The sequence below is a fragment of the Streptomyces ferrugineus genome, from assembly GCF_015160855.1.
Classification (GTDB): Bacteria; Actinomycetota; Actinomycetes; order Streptomycetales; family Streptomycetaceae; genus Streptomyces; species Streptomyces ferrugineus.
In genome coordinates this window covers 4706079-4721640 of the sequence record NZ_CP063373.1, presented here as the reverse complement: position 1 = coordinate 4721640, position 15562 = coordinate 4706079, and the positions used below count along the sequence as shown (strand labels likewise).

General features: G+C 71.0%; 16 protein-coding genes and 2 pseudogenes. 9 read left to right on the top strand and 9 right to left on the bottom strand.

Annotation, left to right across the window (positions count from 1 at the left end):
* Positions 1 to 30 precede the first annotated feature (30 nt).
* Complete coding sequence (locus tag IM697_RS21545) at positions 31 to 705, bottom strand: shikimate kinase (protein ID WP_194049335.1); 675 nt, start codon at positions 703 to 705, stop codon at positions 31 to 33.
* Between the two features lie 75 nt (positions 706 to 780).
* Between IM697_RS21545 and IM697_RS21540 the strand changes: the two are divergent.
* The 8 genes and pseudogenes from IM697_RS21540 to IM697_RS21510 form a co-directional block, all read left to right on the top strand.
* Positions 781 to 1227 (top strand): annotated as a pseudogene (locus IM697_RS21540) (class I SAM-dependent methyltransferase); the annotation flags it as partial.
* Positions 1228 to 1431: 204 nt separating this feature from the next.
* Complete coding sequence (locus IM697_RS21535) at positions 1432 to 3078, top strand: allantoin permease (RefSeq protein ID WP_194049333.1); 1647 nt, start codon at positions 1432 to 1434, stop codon at positions 3076 to 3078.
* Between the two features lie 106 nt (positions 3079 to 3184).
* A complete protein-coding gene (locus IM697_RS21530) occupies positions 3185 to 4015 on the top strand; it encodes a helix-turn-helix domain-containing protein (protein WP_194049332.1) in 831 nt (276 codons plus the stop codon).
* Positions 4016 to 4130: 115 nt separating this feature from the next.
* Complete coding sequence (locus tag IM697_RS21525; protein WP_194049801.1) at positions 4131 to 5165, top strand: methyltransferase; 1035 nt, start codon at positions 4131 to 4133, stop codon at positions 5163 to 5165.
* Between the two features lie 112 nt (positions 5166 to 5277).
* Positions 5278 to 5759, top strand: a pseudogene (locus IM697_RS44700) (DMT family transporter); the annotation flags it as partial.
* 123 nt (positions 5760 to 5882) lie between these two features.
* Complete coding sequence (locus IM697_RS21520; RefSeq protein ID WP_194049331.1) at positions 5883 to 6374, top strand: VOC family protein; 492 nt, start codon at positions 5883 to 5885, stop codon at positions 6372 to 6374.
* Positions 6371 to 6724, top strand: coding sequence for a YciI family protein (locus IM697_RS21515; protein ID WP_194049330.1), 354 nt, complete (start codon positions 6371 to 6373; stop codon positions 6722 to 6724). Before IM697_RS21520 ends, IM697_RS21515 begins: the two co-directional genes overlap by 4 nt.
* A gap of 6 nt (positions 6725 to 6730) precedes the next feature.
* The gene (locus IM697_RS21510; RefSeq protein WP_194049329.1) at positions 6731 to 7951 is read left to right on the top strand and encodes an RNA polymerase sigma factor; all 1221 of its coding nucleotides are present in this window, start codon (positions 6731 to 6733) and stop codon (positions 7949 to 7951) included.
* 46 nt (positions 7952 to 7997) lie between these two features.
* Here IM697_RS21510 and IM697_RS21505 read toward each other — a convergent pair whose 3' ends face one another.
* The 5 genes from IM697_RS21505 to IM697_RS21485 form a co-directional block, all read right to left on the bottom strand.
* Positions 7998 to 8435 (bottom strand): GNAT family N-acetyltransferase, encoded by a 438-nt coding sequence (locus IM697_RS21505; RefSeq protein ID WP_194049328.1) that lies wholly within the window; start codon positions 8433 to 8435, stop codon positions 7998 to 8000.
* A 58-nt stretch (positions 8436 to 8493) separates the two neighbouring features.
* Positions 8494 to 10083, bottom strand: a complete 1590-nt coding sequence (locus IM697_RS21500) for a polyamine aminopropyltransferase (RefSeq protein WP_407699656.1) — start codon at positions 10081 to 10083, stop codon at positions 8494 to 8496.
* Between the two features lie 22 nt (positions 10084 to 10105).
* Positions 10106 to 10543, bottom strand: a complete 438-nt coding sequence (locus IM697_RS21495; RefSeq protein WP_149827539.1) for a DUF350 domain-containing protein — start codon at positions 10541 to 10543, stop codon at positions 10106 to 10108.
* Positions 10544 to 10640: 97 nt separating this feature from the next.
* On the bottom strand, positions 10641 to 11045 hold the full coding sequence (locus tag IM697_RS21490; protein WP_194049326.1) for a DUF4247 domain-containing protein: 405 nt from the start codon (positions 11043 to 11045) through the stop codon (positions 10641 to 10643).
* On the bottom strand, positions 11042 to 11548 hold the full coding sequence (locus tag IM697_RS21485; protein WP_194049325.1) for a DUF2617 family protein: 507 nt from the start codon (positions 11546 to 11548) through the stop codon (positions 11042 to 11044). Before IM697_RS21485 ends, IM697_RS21490 begins: the two co-directional genes overlap by 4 nt.
* 130 nt (positions 11549 to 11678) lie before the next feature.
* Here IM697_RS21485 and IM697_RS21480 point away from each other — a divergent pair, with 130 nt between their 5' ends.
* Positions 11679 to 12605: a hypothetical protein gene (locus IM697_RS21480; protein WP_194049324.1), complete on the top strand. Its 927-nt coding sequence runs from the start codon at positions 11679 to 11681 to the stop codon at positions 12603 to 12605.
* A gap of 175 nt (positions 12606 to 12780) precedes the next feature.
* Here IM697_RS21480 and IM697_RS21475 read toward each other — a convergent pair whose 3' ends face one another.
* The 3 genes from IM697_RS21475 to IM697_RS21465 all read right to left on the bottom strand — a co-directional run bounded on the left by IM697_RS21475 (position 12781) and on the right by IM697_RS21465 (position 15484).
* On the bottom strand, positions 12781 to 13542 hold the full coding sequence (locus IM697_RS21475) for a PIG-L deacetylase family protein (protein WP_194049323.1): 762 nt from the start codon (positions 13540 to 13542) through the stop codon (positions 12781 to 12783).
* A 74-nt stretch (positions 13543 to 13616) separates the two neighbouring features.
* The gene (locus tag IM697_RS21470; RefSeq protein ID WP_194049322.1) at positions 13617 to 14486 is read right to left on the bottom strand and encodes a potassium channel family protein; all 870 of its coding nucleotides are present in this window, start codon (positions 14484 to 14486) and stop codon (positions 13617 to 13619) included.
* Positions 14487 to 14656: 170 nt separating this feature from the next.
* Complete coding sequence (locus IM697_RS21465) at positions 14657 to 15484, bottom strand: helix-turn-helix transcriptional regulator (protein ID WP_194049321.1); 828 nt, start codon at positions 15482 to 15484, stop codon at positions 14657 to 14659.
* Positions 15485 to 15562: the final 78 nt, after the last annotated feature.

Genomic DNA, 15562 nt, shown 5'->3' with positions numbered 1-15562 from the left:
GGTTTCGCGCCGGCCGATGGCGGATCGGAGTCAGAGCCGGAATGCGGTGGTCACCCGCTCGGCGAGAGCGTCTTCCCGCATCGTGGTGTCGACGTGGATGGCGTGGAGGTGGAGGCGCTCGACCTCCCTCTGAAGGCGCATGGTGAACATGTGGTCGCGTTCGGCCATGTTGCGGCCGGCCCTTTCCGGGTCACTGGTCTTCCACACGAACCCCTCCCCCGGCGCGGCCCGGCTCCGCATGGCGGCCTGGCGGAACTCCGGTGTGGGAAGGAGCCAGACGGCGTGCTCGGGGGCGGCGAGCAGCGGCTTCACGAGGTGCGGCAGCAGGCGGAATCCCTCGACGACGATGTGTGGTTCCTGCGGGAGGCGCAGCAGGTCTTCGACGATCAGGCCGAAGGCCTCGCCTCGGAACCAGTGGAAGGTGTCGAGCATGACCTGCGGGGAGCGGTTCACCCATCGCTCGTCCATGTCCATGGCGATGAACTGGTGGAGCAGAGGGGCTTCCTGGGGCGTGCTCCTGCGGGCGTGATCCTGCATCACGTCGTCGGTCGCATAGAGCCGCCAGCCGTGCCGGTCGGCGAGCCGGCGGGCGATGGTCGACTTGCCCGCGCCGCTTCCGCCGCCGATCCAGTAGACGTGGCGCAGGCGTTCCGCAAGCTCTGCGGACTCGGCCAGGTCTGCAGGTCGTTCGAAACGCGGCCGCATTCTTCTCCCATCGGAAAGGCAGGGTGCGGGGAAACCGTCGCGCCGGCGGGGAGCCCTCTCGCCAGCGTGACCCCCATGCCCGACGATCTCACGCGCGCGCAACGCGACGACCGGCCCGAGGAATCCCTGCGGACCCGCCTGAGCCGCACATTCGACGAGGACGCGGAGCGGTACGACCGGGCCAGGCCCGGATATCCGTCGGAGCTGTACGACGATCTGGACGAGCTCGCCGGTGCCGGGGCCGGCAGTCGGGTGTTGGAGGTGGGCTGCGGGACCGGTCAGGCGACGGTGCCGCTCGCCGGGCGCGGGTGTCGGGTCACGGCCGTCGAGGCGGGGCCGCGGATGGCCGCGATCGCGCGCCGCGATCTGGCCGGGGCCGCGGGGGTGGAGGTGGTGACGGCCGAGTTCGAGCGCTGGCCGCTGCCGGAGGTGTCGTATGACGTGGTCGTGTCGGCGACGGCGACGGCGCTTCACTGGATCGACCCGGCGGTGCGGGTGGCCAAGGCCGCCGACGCGCTGCGTGCGACGCCGAAACATCGTGTTCACGACAAGGCGAAACCGGTGGTAACAACAGCTATCTAACGTGACCGGCTGTGGGATCACAGTCGTATACAGGCCGCCGAAGGCACTCATGACGGCCCGTCATACTCCCCGTCGTGCCGATGACGCCATGCGGGGCTGCCCACTTCGACGCAGCACCCGCACCCAGCCCCACCGGGAGGCGTGATGAGCACCACCGAGTCACGATCGACGATGTCGACGACGTCGGCCGTCGCCGACCAAGCGGTCAAGGAGACGCTGGAGGACTACACCCTCCGTTTCGCGCCGCGCAGTTACCGCCGGTGGAGCCCCATGGTCGTGGCCACCACCGCCCTCGGTGGAATCGCCTACATGGCCGACTTCTCCATCGGCGCCGGCATCGGTCTGGCCCACGGCACGGGGAACGCGCTCGTGGCGATCGCCGTCGCCGCCGTCGTCATCTTCGTGACCGGCCTTCCGCTCGCGTACTACGGCGCCCGCTACAACATCGACCTCGACCTGATCACCCGCGGCTCCGGCTTCGGGTACTACGGGTCCGTCCTGACCAGCGTCATCTTCGCCAGCTTCACCTTCATCTTCTTCGCCCTCGAGGGCTCGATCATGGCCCAGGGGCTGAAGCTCGGCCTCGGAATGCCGTTGTGGCTGGGATACCTGGTCTCCACCCTCATGGTCATCCCGCTGGTGATCTACGGCATGAAGGCGCTGAGCAAGCTCCAGGTGTGGACCACCCCGATCTGGCTGCTGCTGATGGTCGGCCCGCTGGTCTACCTGGTCGCCACCGACCCCGGCACGGTCGACCGCTTCCTCGCCTACGCCGGCACCGACGGCGAGGGCGGCGTCAACACCGCCTCCGTGCTCCTCGGCGCCGGCGTGTGTCTGTCGCTCATCGCGCAGATCGGCGAGCAGATCGACTACCTGCGCTTCATGCCGCCCAAGACCGAGGAGAACAAGCGCAGTTGGTGGACGGCCGTGGTGATGGCCGGGCCCGGCTGGGTGGTGCTCGGCGCGTTGAAGCAGGCCATCGGTGTCTTCCTCGCCGTGTACATCCTCGCCGAGGTCGGACCGGCCGCCGCGCCCGAGCCGATCCAGCAGTTCCGCAGCGCCTTCGACGCGATGATGCCGTCCTGGATGGTCGTCCCGCTGGCCGTGGTCCTGGTCGTCATCAGCCAGATCAAGATCAACGTGACGAACGCGTACTCCGGTTCGCTGGCGTGGACGAACTCCTTCACCCGCGTCACCAAGCGCTACCCGGGCCGCATGATCTTCGTGCTGGTCAACCTGACGTTCGCGCTGATCCTGATGGAAGCCGACATGTTCAGCTTCCTCAACAGCATCCTCGGCTTCTACTCGAACTGTGCCATCGCCTGGGTCGTCACCGTCGCCACCGACATCGGCGTCAACAAGTACCTGCTGAAGCTCTCCCCGCTCCAGCCGGAGTTCCGCCGCGGCATGCTCCACGCCGTCAACCCGGTCGGCGTCGTGGCGTTCGGCGCCGCCTCCGGGCTGTCCATCGCCATGTACTTCCACGCCCTCGGTGACACCCTCCAGCCGTACTCCCCCGTCGCCGCGGCCGTGATCGCCTTCCTCCTCACCCCGCTCATGGCCGTCGTCACCCAGGGCCGGTACTACCTGCGCCGCACCGACGACGGCATCGACGAGCCCCTCCTGGACGGCGACGGCAACCCCAGCGCCCTCACCCTCGACTGCCATGTCTGCCACCAGCCGTACGAGCGCCCGGACCTCACCGCCTGTGCCACCCATGACGCGGTGGTCTGCTCGCTGTGCCTGAGCACGGACGGCGTGGGCGACCACGTGCTGCCGGCCACGGCCTGATCCCCGGGGCCGACAGCACGGCCGGGCGGGCCCCGCCCGCCCGGCCGTCCAGGTCCGCGGAACTTTCGTCCAAGACAGGACGGCCGATCTCGGCGACCGTAGAGGCATGCGCACACATGAGGCCGGGGCCGCCGCTCCCGTGGATCGCGATGCCGACGCCGGCTGGGAGATCGTGCACCCGCTCGGCGGCAGGTCACTCGACGGAGTGCGGATGGCCGGATTCCGTGACCGCGCCGGCGTAGGGCTGGACCTGCGGGTACTCCCCCAGCCCGCCGTGATCCTGGTCATCGGTCTCGGTGACACCCCGCTCACGGTGGAGAGCCCCACCGGTCACCGATCCATGCGCGGCCTCGTGGCCTCGCTGTCGCCGGGGCCGGCCCGTGTTCGCGGTGAGCGTGTCGAGTGCGTCGAGGTGCACTTGTCGCCCCGGGCCGCATACGCGCTGCTGGGCGTCTCCCCCTGCGAACTGCAGGGGTCCGTCACCGGTCTCGACGACCTGTGGGGGCCACGCGCGCGCCGCCTCGGCGAGCGGCTGACCGACGCCGGGACATGGCACGAACGCCTCGCGCTGACCGAGGAGTTCCTCACGCGGCGGGCCGTCGAGGCGCCGGCCATGTCGCCGGAGGTCGCCGCCGCGTGGGACGCGATCGTGGCCAGTCGGGGGCGGGTCCGGGTCGCCGACCTCGCGACGTCCTGCGGATGGAGCCGCAAGCGGCTGTGGTCCAGATTCGGTGCCCAGATCGGCCTCACCCCCAAGCGGGCCGCCATGCTGGTCCGCTTCGACCGGGCCGCCCGCGCGCTGTGCGCGGGTGAGCGTGTCAGTGACATCGCGCTGACCTGCGGATACGCCGATCAGTCCCATCTCCATCGAGATGTACTGGCCCTCTCCGGCTGCACGCCGGGCGCCCTGGCCGACATGAACACGACCGCCGGCTGACGCGCACCGCGCGCCGAAGGACAGTCACACGCGCCCGCACACGCCGGTTCACGCACGTATCACCCCACACGAAAGGACAGCACCTGTGTCGAACACCGATGTCCAGACAGTGGCCATGGCGGACCGCGACCTGATCGCCCGGCTCGCGTTCGGGAGCATGGCCGCGCAGACCGTGCGCGCCGCGGTCCGGTTGCGGGTGGTGGAGCTCGTCGGTGACACCCCGCGCCGGGCCGCCGCGGTGGCCGCCGACGCCGGCGCCGAACCACAGGCCATGGCGCGGCTGGTGCGTGCTCTGGCCGGCCTCGGCCTGCTGACGGAGCACGCCCCCGACACCTTCTCGGTGACTTCGGCCGGAGCACTGCTCGACCCCGGGCACCCCGAGTCGCTCACCTCGTTCGTGCGGATGTTCACCGAGCCGGCGATCATCCGTGCCTGGGAGCACCTGGACGGCAGCGTCCGCACCGGGGAGGTCGCGTTCGACGGCGTCTTCGGCACGGACTTCTTCACTCACCTCGCCCAACACCCTGATCTCTCCGCGCAGTTCAACGCGGCGATGAGCCAAGCCGTCGCCGAGACGGCCGCCGTGCTGCCGTACGCCTTCGACTTCGAACGGTTCACGTCGGTCACGGATGTCGGCGGGGGCGACGGCACCCTCCTCTCCGCGGTGCTAGGCGCGCATCCACAACTCACCGGCGTGGTCTTCGACACCGAGCAGGGCCTGGCCGGGGCACCGAAGACGCTGGAACGACACGGGCTGGCCGACCGCTGCTCCGTGCGCTCGGGGGACTTCTTCCGCTCCGTCCCCGAGGGCTCGGACGTGTACCTGATGAAGAGCGTCCTGCACGACTGGTCGGACGAACAGGCGGTCACGATCCTGACGCACTGCCGCGAGGTGCTGCCGCCCGGGGGGATCGTCCTGATCGTGGAGCCCGTGCTGCCCGAGTCCGTCGGCACCACAGCCGAGGACCATGCGAGCGACGCCGGGATCACCTGTCTCAGCGACCTCAACATGCTGGTGAACCTGGGCGGCAGGGAGCGCACCCGCGAGGACTTCGCGGAGGTGTGCGGGCGCGCCGGCCTCTCCCTGACGTCGGTGACGCCGCTCGTCGACGCCGTACCGTTCTCGCTGATCGAGGCCGTCGCCGACTGATCGCGGGCGGCAGCACGTTCCCCGCGCGGGCGCGAGAGCCGCGGGCGACGGTGGCAGGACAGGACGCGGCCGACCGGTGTCGCATGCCCGCCGGTCCGGGAGGTGACCCGCGCTGCACACCCCGCTCTCCGTCGTCTTCGCGCTCTGCGCGGCCTTGAGCAACGCCGTGGCGACCGTGCTGCAGCGCAAGGCGGCGCTCACCGTCCCGCGCTCGCAGGGGTTCCGGGCCGGGCTGCTGCTCGATCTGCTGCGACGGCCCGTCTGGCTGGCCGGCATGCTCACGGTGATCGTCGCCTCCGTGCTGATGCACCGGCATCCGCCGGGCACGGGCTGGCTGGCCGTGGCGGGGGTGGTGGCGGGGCTGGCGGTCGCGCTCGCCGCCGCCGCGCCGACCGGCAACCGCACGCATGTGGCCCTTGATCGCTGGATTCCCGCGCTCGTCGTGTGCCTGGGGCTGGCCGTGGCCCTCGCCGCCGCCGCGTTCCGGCGTACGGGTTCGCGGCGACCGGCGTGTGCGCGCTGCTCCTGCTGGAGCACGCCATGCAGGCCGGGCCGCTGGTCGCCTCGCAGCCGGCCCTCACCCTCGGCGACGCACGCGGAAATCCGGGAATCCGATCGGTGTGGCTGTCGTATCCGACGGTCCGCCGATCGTCTTCTTGGTAGCAGGGCAGTAGCAGGGCATTCCCGCCCTGCACAGGAGCCACAAGGAGGCGAGCCATGTCATCGTCAAACGGGCCGAAGCCGATTCCCGACGCCTATCGCCGGGTCACCCCGTGTCTGGTCGTCCAGGGCGCCGCCAAGGCGCTCGAGTTCTATCGTGAGGTGTTCGGGGCCACCGAGCGGATGCGGTTCCCGGGTCCGGGCGGGACCGTCGCGCACGCCGAGATCGAGATCGGGGACTCGGTCGTCATCGTCGAGGACGCCTCGCCCATGCTGGGGACCGAGGCTCCGCCCGCCGGAGGCCTGCCCGGCAGCCCCACGTTCCTGTTCCTCTACGTCGAGGACGTGGACGCGGTCGTCGCTCGTGCCGTGGAGCTTGGGGCGACGCTGAAGCGGGCGCCGGAGGATCAGTTCTACGGCGACCGGGACGGGACGGTAGTCGACCCGTACGGGCACTGCTGGACGGTGGCCACGCATGTGGAGGACGTGACGCCGCAGGAGGCGCAGCGGCGGATGGCGGCCATGATGGGACAGGGAGGCCAGTCGTGAAGTACGTGCTGTTGTTCGTCGAGACCGAGGAGTTCGCCGCCGAGTTCCGGGCGATGGGACCGGCCGAGCGGGCGCGGGCGTTCGAGCGGGTCAACGAGTGGTTCGCCGCCCACGCCGGCCGGATCACGGGTGGGCAGAAGCTGCGGGATCCGGAGACGGCGACGACCGTACGGCTGGGGGCTGGGGAGCCGGTCGTGGTCGACGGGCCGTTCGTCGAGGGCAAGGAGGTCGTCAGCGGATACACCGAGATCGACGTCGCCGACCTCGACGAGGCCCTGCGGATGGTGCGGACGTGGCCCGGCTGTCCGGTGGTCGAGATCCGCCCGGTGGAGACCGGCCCGATGGAGTGAGCGGCGGTGACCTCATCGCCGTACGGGACGGCTGAGTCGCACGACCGGCTGGCGCGCGTGGTCCGGGAGCACGCGGGCCGGCTGGCCGCCTCGCTGATCCAGGTGACCGGCGACTTCTCCACCGCCGAGGACCTGGTGCAGGACGCGGTACTGGTGGCGCTGAAGCGCTGGCCGCAGGAGGGCATCCCGGAGCGGCCCGACGCCTGGCTGTTCACGGTGGCCCGGCGGCGCGGCCTGGACCTGCTGCGGCGCCAGGAGAACTACCGGCGCAAGCTCGCGCGGCTGCGGTGGCCACCGGACGACGGCGAGACCTCGGAACCGGACGAACGACTGCGGCTGATCTTCACCTGCTGCCACCCCGCGCTGACGCAGGAGGCGCAGATCGCCCTCACCCTTCGGGTGGTGTGCGGTCTGACCACCGCGCAGATCGCCCGCGCCTTCCTGGTACGGGAGTCGACGGTGGCGCAGCGCATCACGCGGGCCAAGCAGAAGATCACCAGGGCGGGGATCCCGTACCGCGTACCCGACCACGAAGAGCTGGCCGGTCGCCTCTCCCAGGTCCTCGCGGTCATCTACCTGCTGTTCAACGAGGGCTACCTCTCCACCGCCGGACAGGCTCAGTCGCACGACCTCGCCGACGACGCCGAGTGGCTGGCGGCGCTGCTCGACCGGCTGATGCCGACCGAGCCCGAGGTGGCCGGGCTGCTGGCGCTGATCCGGCTGCACCGGGCCCGGACGGCCGCCCGCTTCACCCCCGAGGGCACCCTCGTGCGGCTCGAGGACCAGGACCGCTCCCTGTGGGACCACGAGGCGATCGCGGCGGCCGCGGCGCTGCTGACCCGTGCCATCAGGCGGCAGCGCCCGGGCCCGTACCAGCTCCAGGCCGCGATCGTCGCCTGTCACGCGGAGGCGCCGCGCTGGGCGGACACCGACTGGGAGCAGATCGTGCTGCTGTACGACATGCTGCTGCACCTCGCCCCGTCGCCGGTCACGCGCCTCCACCGCGCGGTCGCCCTCCGCTACACCCGGGGCCCGCGCGCCGCCCTGGTCGAGGTGGACGACCTGGCCCCGGAGCTCGACCACTACTACCTGTTCCACGCCACCCGCGCCGACCTGCTGCGCGCACTCGACCGCCCCGACGAGGCCCGCACCGCGGACCGTCTCGCCCTCGAACTGACCACCAACCCCGCGGAGCGCACGCTGCTTCAGGAACGTGCGGCCTCCTGAGGGCGTGGTGTTGCCGACGGGCCGGAAAATGATCGGGTTTGTCTGCTTATGCCTGTACGGCGAAGCGATAGAGCGTGGAGTCGCGGGCCTCGAATCCGAGGCGCTCGTACAGCCGGTTCGCGGCCTGCCGGGATGGACGAGATGTGAGGTCGACGGTTCGAGCACCCGCTGTCCGCGCCAGTCGCAGCGCTTCCTCGGTCAGGGCCGCGCCAACGCCGTGGCCCCGGACCGCCTCATCGACCACGACATCTTCGATGCGCGCTCGCAGACCGGACGGCAACGGAAACATGATCAAGGTCAGCATGCCGACCGCGCTGCCCTCGACGAAAGCGAGGAGCAGTGTGTTCGCGTCACTGCTCAGCAGCCGCGCAACCGATTCATGGTCCACGGGGCCGGCCGACGTCGAAAGCTGAGGGAGCAGACTGGCGAGTGCTCCAACCACCTCGTCACTCGCCTCGCGGACGATCTGCACCTCGACGCTCATGGTCTGATCTTACTGAGCCCGTCCCTGCCCACACGCAAAGAATCTCGCCCGCAGGCGGTCAGTAGTTCTCCCACTCGTCGAGCACGTACTCCAGCACGGCCGGGTCCATCAGCGTGCTCGGCCGTACGTCCTGGCGGCGGCGGTCCACGGGGAACACCGCGGCGGCCTTCAGGACCGCCTCGTCCAGGTAGCGCAGTCGCGGCGCACCCGATGCCAGCCGCAGCGGTGGGGACGTACCGCCGCCCGGGCCGGCCAGGACGAAACCCCAGTTGCCGAAGCTCGGTACGTCGACCTGGAACTCGGAGGTCGAGTAGCCCGCCGTCTCGATCGTCTTCGCGATCGACCAGTACGTCTTCGGCGCGAAGAACGGCGACCCGCTCTGCACCATCACCCTGCTCTGCGGCGTCAGGACCTGGCCGAGCAGATGGTAGAACTCCACCGAGTACAGCTTGGCCAGCGCCGCCGTGTCCGGGTCGGGGAAGTCGATGACGACCGCGTCGTACCGCTGCCGGGCGCCGCGCAGCCAGTTGAAGGCGTCGGCGTTGACCACCTCGACCCTCGGGTCTTCCAGCGCCTTGTCGTTGAGGTCGCGCAGGAGCCGGAAATCGCGCGCGAGCCGGGTCATCGCCGGGTCCAGTTCCACCAGGGTGACGTGCCGTACGTCGTCGTAGCGCAGCACCTCGCGCAGGGCGAGCCCGTCGCCGCCGCCCATGATCAGCACGTTGGCGCGGGGGCCCGCGAGCGCGGGGTGGACGAGGGATTCGTGGTAGCGGTACTCGTCGACGGAGCTGAACTGGAGGTCGCCGTTGAGGAAGAGCCGGATGTCCGGTTCGCCGGTGAAGGCGGTGGAGCGGGTGACGACGATCTCCTGGTACGGCGTCGTCTCCGCGTGGACGATCGGGTCCCGGTACATCTGCTGGCGCGCGGTCACCTCCAGGTCGTCCGCGAGCGCGTACGTCGTACCGAGCACGGCCAGTACCGCGGTGACCCCGGCCAGCAGGGCGCCCTGCACCCAGCGCCGGATCTGCCGACGGAAGATGAACACCACCACGATGACACCGGCCACCGCGTTGACCGCGCCGACCACCAGCGTGCCCTTCAGCTGGCCGAACGTCGGCAGGAGCCACAGCGGGAAGCCCAGGCCGCCGACCAGCGCTCCGATGTAGTCGACGGCGAACATGTCGGCGACCGCGCTGCCCGCCTCCTGCCGCCGGATCCGCTGGAGCAGGGTCATCAGCAGCGGGATCTCGGCGCCGATCAGCAGGCCGACGGCCACCGCGACCACGATCATCGCCGGGGTGTACAGCTGGAGCCAGGCGAACGCCGCGTACAGCACCAGCACCGACAGCCCGCCGACCAGCGCCAGCACGCCCTCCACGAGCGCGAACGCGCCCACCGCGCGGCGGCGCAGGGGTTTGGCGGCGAGCGAGCCGAGCCCCATGGCGCACACCATCACGGAGATCACCACGGAGGTCTGGAGCACCGAGTTGCCGATGAGATAGCTGCCCAGCGCGGTCAGGGCCAGCTCGTACACGAGGCCACAGGCCGCGCAGAGGAAGACGGCGAAGAGCAGCAGGAAACGGGCCCCCCGGGTGTGCCGGACGACCGGGGGGCTAGAGGGTGCCGCGGTGCTGTCGCGGCCTTGCAGGGTGGCGCTCACCGAGGGCGCCTTACGAGATGGCCGCGCCGACCATGAACCCGGTGCCCAGGTACATGCCGGCCTGGACCCAGGCGGCGGGGTGCGGGCGGCCGTCCTGGTCGTCGAGGACGACCGCGCCCATCTGGCCCGGCGTGAACACGCCGATCACGATGCCGACGACGGTCATCACCAGCACCCCGGCCAGTCCGTACAGCAGCGTGCTGATCAGGCCGTAGCCGAGGCCCTGCTCGGACTCGCTCGCCTCGATGGCCTTCATGATGACCAGGCCCACGGCGACGGACTGGCTGCCCAGCAGGACGGCCGCGCCACGGTTCCGGTCGGTCCATACCACGTGGTACAGCTTGCCCGGCGTGACGAGGTCGAGGGCGATGAAGCCGACGGCCATCACGACGAGGCCCACGACTCCGTAGAGCAGGGCCTGGCCGGTCGACTCGAAGATCTCGGTCACTGCGTTGCCTTTCTTGGGGGCGGGGTCGGGGCGTGATCAGGTGCTGTGCGGGAGGAGTGCGGGATGCGTCGGGTGATGATCCGGCCGGTCACGGGCGTTACTTGCCCTCGCCGGGGCCGCCGCCGCGGAAGCTGGCGCTGTTCGGGTCCGGCCAGTAGGTGAGGTGCTGCTTGTGGCGGCGGTAGCCGTTGCGGTAGTCCTCGATCTCGATCAGGCTGCCGCTCCGGTGCGGCGAGACGGTGACCATGTCGTCGCCGTAGCGCAGGAACTCCGTGCGGTCGCCGGAGGCACGGTCCAGGGCCGTCCGTTCGGCGTGGATCGCCTGGGCGACCTCGCTCGGGGTGCTGTCCGGGTCGAGCCAGTCCACCCCGGTCGCGGTGTACGTCTTCCTGATCCAGTCGCGCGGGACCGCGTTGTCGTCCCCGTCGCTGGAGCAGGCGGTGAGCAGGGTCGCGGCCAGCACGGCCGCCACCGCTGCGCGGACGAGTCGGGCGCTGTTCATCGGGCCTCCAGCCGGCTGTACGTCGATACGATCTGGCCGTTCTGCGGATACGTGTGCCAGGTGCGCCAGAGCAGCCCGGTGCCGTGCGGTCCCTCGGCCGTCTCGACGACCACCGCGGTGACCGCCTCCGGCGAACCGGGGAAGACTCCGCACAGGCTGTGCCCGGCGTCGGTGGCCAGGCCGAGGACCCGCGCCACCTCGGCACCGAACTCCTCGGGAGTCAGTCGGCGGGTGGTGGCGCCGAAGTCGTAGACCCAGCCCGGCAGATGACGGGTGCACGTCTCGGGCAGACCCCTCACCGCTCCTTGCAGACAGGCCACCGTCTCCCGCACGGGACCGGCGAAGACCTGGTGCGAGGCCCCGAGCAGTCGCAGCCGCACGTCCAGCCCGCCGAGCGACACCACACGTTCTGCTAGCGCTGGACGCTCCGTCAGGTCCAGCGAGAAGCAGAGTTGATCCGCATCCGTGTCCAGATAGGGTGCGTCCAGAGAGACGGCGTTCACACGGCCCCCCGGTCGTTTCTTGCCATGATCGGCGCCCGAGTATGACACATGCGTTCGCAGGACTTGAGGCGTGGGGGAGAAATTCGGGGTGAAGGGCCTCCCAGCGTGCGTGGTCCGGCAGGCTGCGGGCATGACGAGCGGCAGAAGAGCGCTGACGGTTCTGCATCTCTTCCTGGTCTGGGCGACGATGACGGCCGCGGTGCCGGTGCTCGGCTTCGGGTTGCTGGTGTCGGGCTGGGGCGGTGGGGCCGGGGCGGCGTTGTCGGCCTTCGCGTTGGGTGTGCCGCTGGTGGTGGGTCTGCTGGCCATGGCGGGCATACCGGCGCGGACCGTGGTGCCGCTGTGCGGCTCCGTTTCGCGCCGACTCGGCTGGGCGGCCCTGGTCTTCGTTCTGGGCACGCTCGGCGTCCTGGCGGGCCTGGCCGTCTACGGTGGGGACGTCGACCTGGGGAGCGGCGGCACCCGAATCGCGCTGACGGGGGCGCCGTACGCCGTGGCCGCGGCGTTCTTCGTGCCGAGCCGGTGGGTGCGGCTGGGGGCGGGGGCCGTGCTGGCGGCCGGCGTGGTCTACGGGGGCTTTGTCGGCCCGGCGCAGGCGGAGCAGCGTCGGCACGCGGCGGAGGTCGCGCGGTACCGGGAGCGTTCGGAGCTGTTGTACTTGGCCGCCGCCCCGCCGGGGATGCGGGTATCCCGTGCCGTGGTCGGGCCCGCCTACTTCAGCGTCGACTACGGCCCCATCCGGGCGGGGTACGAGTTGGGGCACGTGGGTCTGACGGCACGCCCGCCGCTCACGCCCGCACTGCGATGCCCCGAGTTCCTGGAGGATGGCGTGACCTGCACGGTGGACGTGCACGGTGAGATGCGTATGATCCGCAGCCTCCCAGGCGGCGCCCGCGACGTCACCCTCGTCCGCCGCCACCGGGACGCGGAGGTCGCGGTCAGCAGCCAGTACCTCGACGAACCCGGTCTGCGCCGCCTGCTGAACACGCTCCACCCGCTGTCGGACACGGAGCTGGAGAAACTGATGCGGGAGAAGGCGATCGACCAGGGCTACTGAGCGGTGCTCGCCTCGGGGGGAGCGCGCCGCTCCTGGCTGCGTCCAGGCCTTCAGGAGGAATTGGGGGCGAAGCGGCGGTCGAGGCCAAAGGGGGTGCCCGACGACGATCCGGCGTGGTTCAAGAATCTCCAGGCCCCTGCCGCTGACGGGCGGTTCGTCACCGGGTGGCCCCGAGTCAGTCCTGCAGGGCTTCGGTGACGAACGCCGGTGGTGCCTGCAGGTCGTGGGCGCGGAACAGGACCGCGTGCTCGACGCCCATGGCTTTGCCGTTCATCGCGGTGAACTTCGGGATGAAGTCCTCAGGCGCGGGGTGGCCCGGGAGCGCGGCCAGGTACGCGGCGTGTGCCTCGAGCGAGGCGACGCCGCGGCGCAGCGGCTCGCCCGTGACCTCGACGCCGTGGGTCGCGCCGGAGCCGGCGAGTCCGGGGACGATGAGCCAGCGCACGGAGTGCGGTTCAAGGTCCTCGTCGTCGATCTGCTCCGGGAAGACCCACCGGTTGCCCGCGTCGCGCACCGCGTCGAGCGTCGCGAGCCCGGCCGCGCGGTGGTCGGCCTGGTCGAATCCGTACGGCGTCTCGACCTCGTAACCGGCGCCGAGCACGACGTCGGGCTTGAACCGGCGGATCTCCCGGCAGATGTCCCGGCGCAGGTCGAGGCCGTAGACGAGCACGCCGTCCGGATGTTCGAGGACGGTCAGGTGCTCGACGCCGACGACGGCGCAGGCGGCCTGCTGCTCGGCGACGCGCAGGCGTGCCGTCTCCTCGGGAGGGTTCGGCATACCGGCCTCGCCGCGGGTGAGCAGGAGGTAGCCGACCTCGATGCCGCGCTTGGTCCAGCGAGCGACGGCCGCGGACGTGCCGTACTCCATGTCGTCGGGGTGCGCGACGACGCAGAGCACGCGCTGGAAGGACTCCTCGGGGAGGGCAGGCAACGTCATGCCGGCCATCCTGCCGCGTTTCGGGCCCGCCGTCCGCCGTTTCGGAGGTGCCGATCGCCCTCTGCCGGCAGGCCCTACATCCCGCCGCCGTGGTCGCGGGCGTAGACGCCGAGGATCTCCGGCCGGGTCTTCCCGGTCCGCAGGAAGCGCTCGTCGAGCACCGAGGCGAGGTCGTCGAGTGCGGCGCCGAGCACGGAGGACGCGATCCGGGCGCCAGGGTGCTTGGCCCGCCCCATTCGCTCGGCGAGTTCGGCGGCGTAGCCGATGCTCCGCGCGAGGGAGGTGTCGCCGGTCCCGTCGTAGAAGTAGTACGACTCCGGGTACTGGGCGAAGTCCACGCTCACACGGGCGATGTCGGCGGCCAGCGCGTCCAGCACCGTCGCCCCCGTGTCGCAGTCCAGTTGCTCGTCGGCCACTCCGGCGCGGCGCAGATGGCAGATGCGCAGCGCCAGGGTCCGGCGCCGTGCGAGCGCGGGGAAGACACCGAGCACCCATGAGACGGTGGCGGTCAGCAGAGCGAGACCGACCAGCGCCTCCAAGGGCGCCACGACCCGCAGCCACTCCGCCGCGGGTGCGATGTCGCCGAGGCCGAGGGTGCCCACGATCACCAGGGAGACGTAGAGGGCGTCCACCGGCTGGGAGTGCTCGGTCGGTTCCAGGGCGCTGGAGAAGACGAACGCCTCCGGCATGTGCGGCCAGTACATCACCGCCCAGCCCACGGCCACCCCCAGCGCCCACATCGCCACCACGAGGGCCATGCCGAGCGGTCCGGCGACGCCGGCGGCCCGCCGTTTCCGACGGCCGCGGGAGGACAGCCGCCACAGCGTTGTCATCACCAGCCGGCTCAGTCCCCCGTGGCGGGTCGGATGCCACAGCGTGTGGAACACATCCCGCAGAATGATCACCACCACCGCCCCGCCGATCGCCGAGATCAGCCAGTCCATGCAACCTCCTCAGCGGCTCCGGTACCGGCTCCAGCATGCTGCCGACCGGACGCCGGGCCGAGTACATCCGCCCGATGTCCGGCGCGGGTGAGAGGGCGAGTCGGGCCGCGCGGACACCCCGTCGCTCGCCGAGCGGGAGGCGTCGTCGAGCTACTCGCGGATCCTGGCGTTCACCGTGACTGCTCGTCACCGCCGTCCGAGCCCAGGCCCGCGAGCAGGCGCAGTCCGTCCTCGGCGGGGCTGTTGGGGGGCGCGGACAGCACCAGCAGCTCCAGGCCTGACTCGTCCGGTAACGCGAAGTTCTCCTGGTGCAGTTCGAGCAGTCCGACCAGCGGGTGCCGGTACGCCTTGCGGCCATGTGTGCGGGCGCGCACGTCGGCGCGGGCCCACAGGCGACGGAAACGCTCGCTGCCCATCGCCAACTCGCCGATGAGCGACGCCAGGTGGGGGTCCTCGGGGTATTTGCCGGCGGCCAGGCGCAAATGCCCGACCACGTCGAGGGTGCAGGTCTCCCAGTCCGCGTACAGGCCGCGCTCGGCCTCCTCGCAGAAGATGTGCCGGGCCGTGTTCAGACCCGGCATCGGCCGGCCGTAGAGGAACCCGGCGAGGCGGTTCCCCGCGAGCACGTCCAGGCGGTGGTTCATGATCAGCGCGGGTGCGTCGGCGACCAGGTCGAGGACACGCAGCAGTTCCGGCCGGACCCGGCCGCCGGGTGCCTTCGCACGGCGGCGGCGTTGCCGGGCAAGTCGGTAGAGGTGCCCGCGTTCGGTCTCGTCCAGGCCGAGGACACGGGCGAGCGCGCCGAGGACCTGCTCGGAGGGCTGGGTCGCGCGGCCCTGCTCCAGACGTACGTAGTAGTCGACGCTGACTCCGGACAGGTGCGCGACCTCTTCGCGGCGCAGCCCTTCGACCCGGCGGCGGTTGTCGGTGGGGATGCCGGCGGCCGCCGGGTCGACCCGGGAGCGTCGGGTCCGCAGGTAGCCCGCGAGATCGTCCATCTCTCCAGTATGGCCTCGGTGTTGCCCGTGAAGGGTGGTCCTGCCGTTACCAGGAAGTCCCGTCCGACGGAAGCGGCG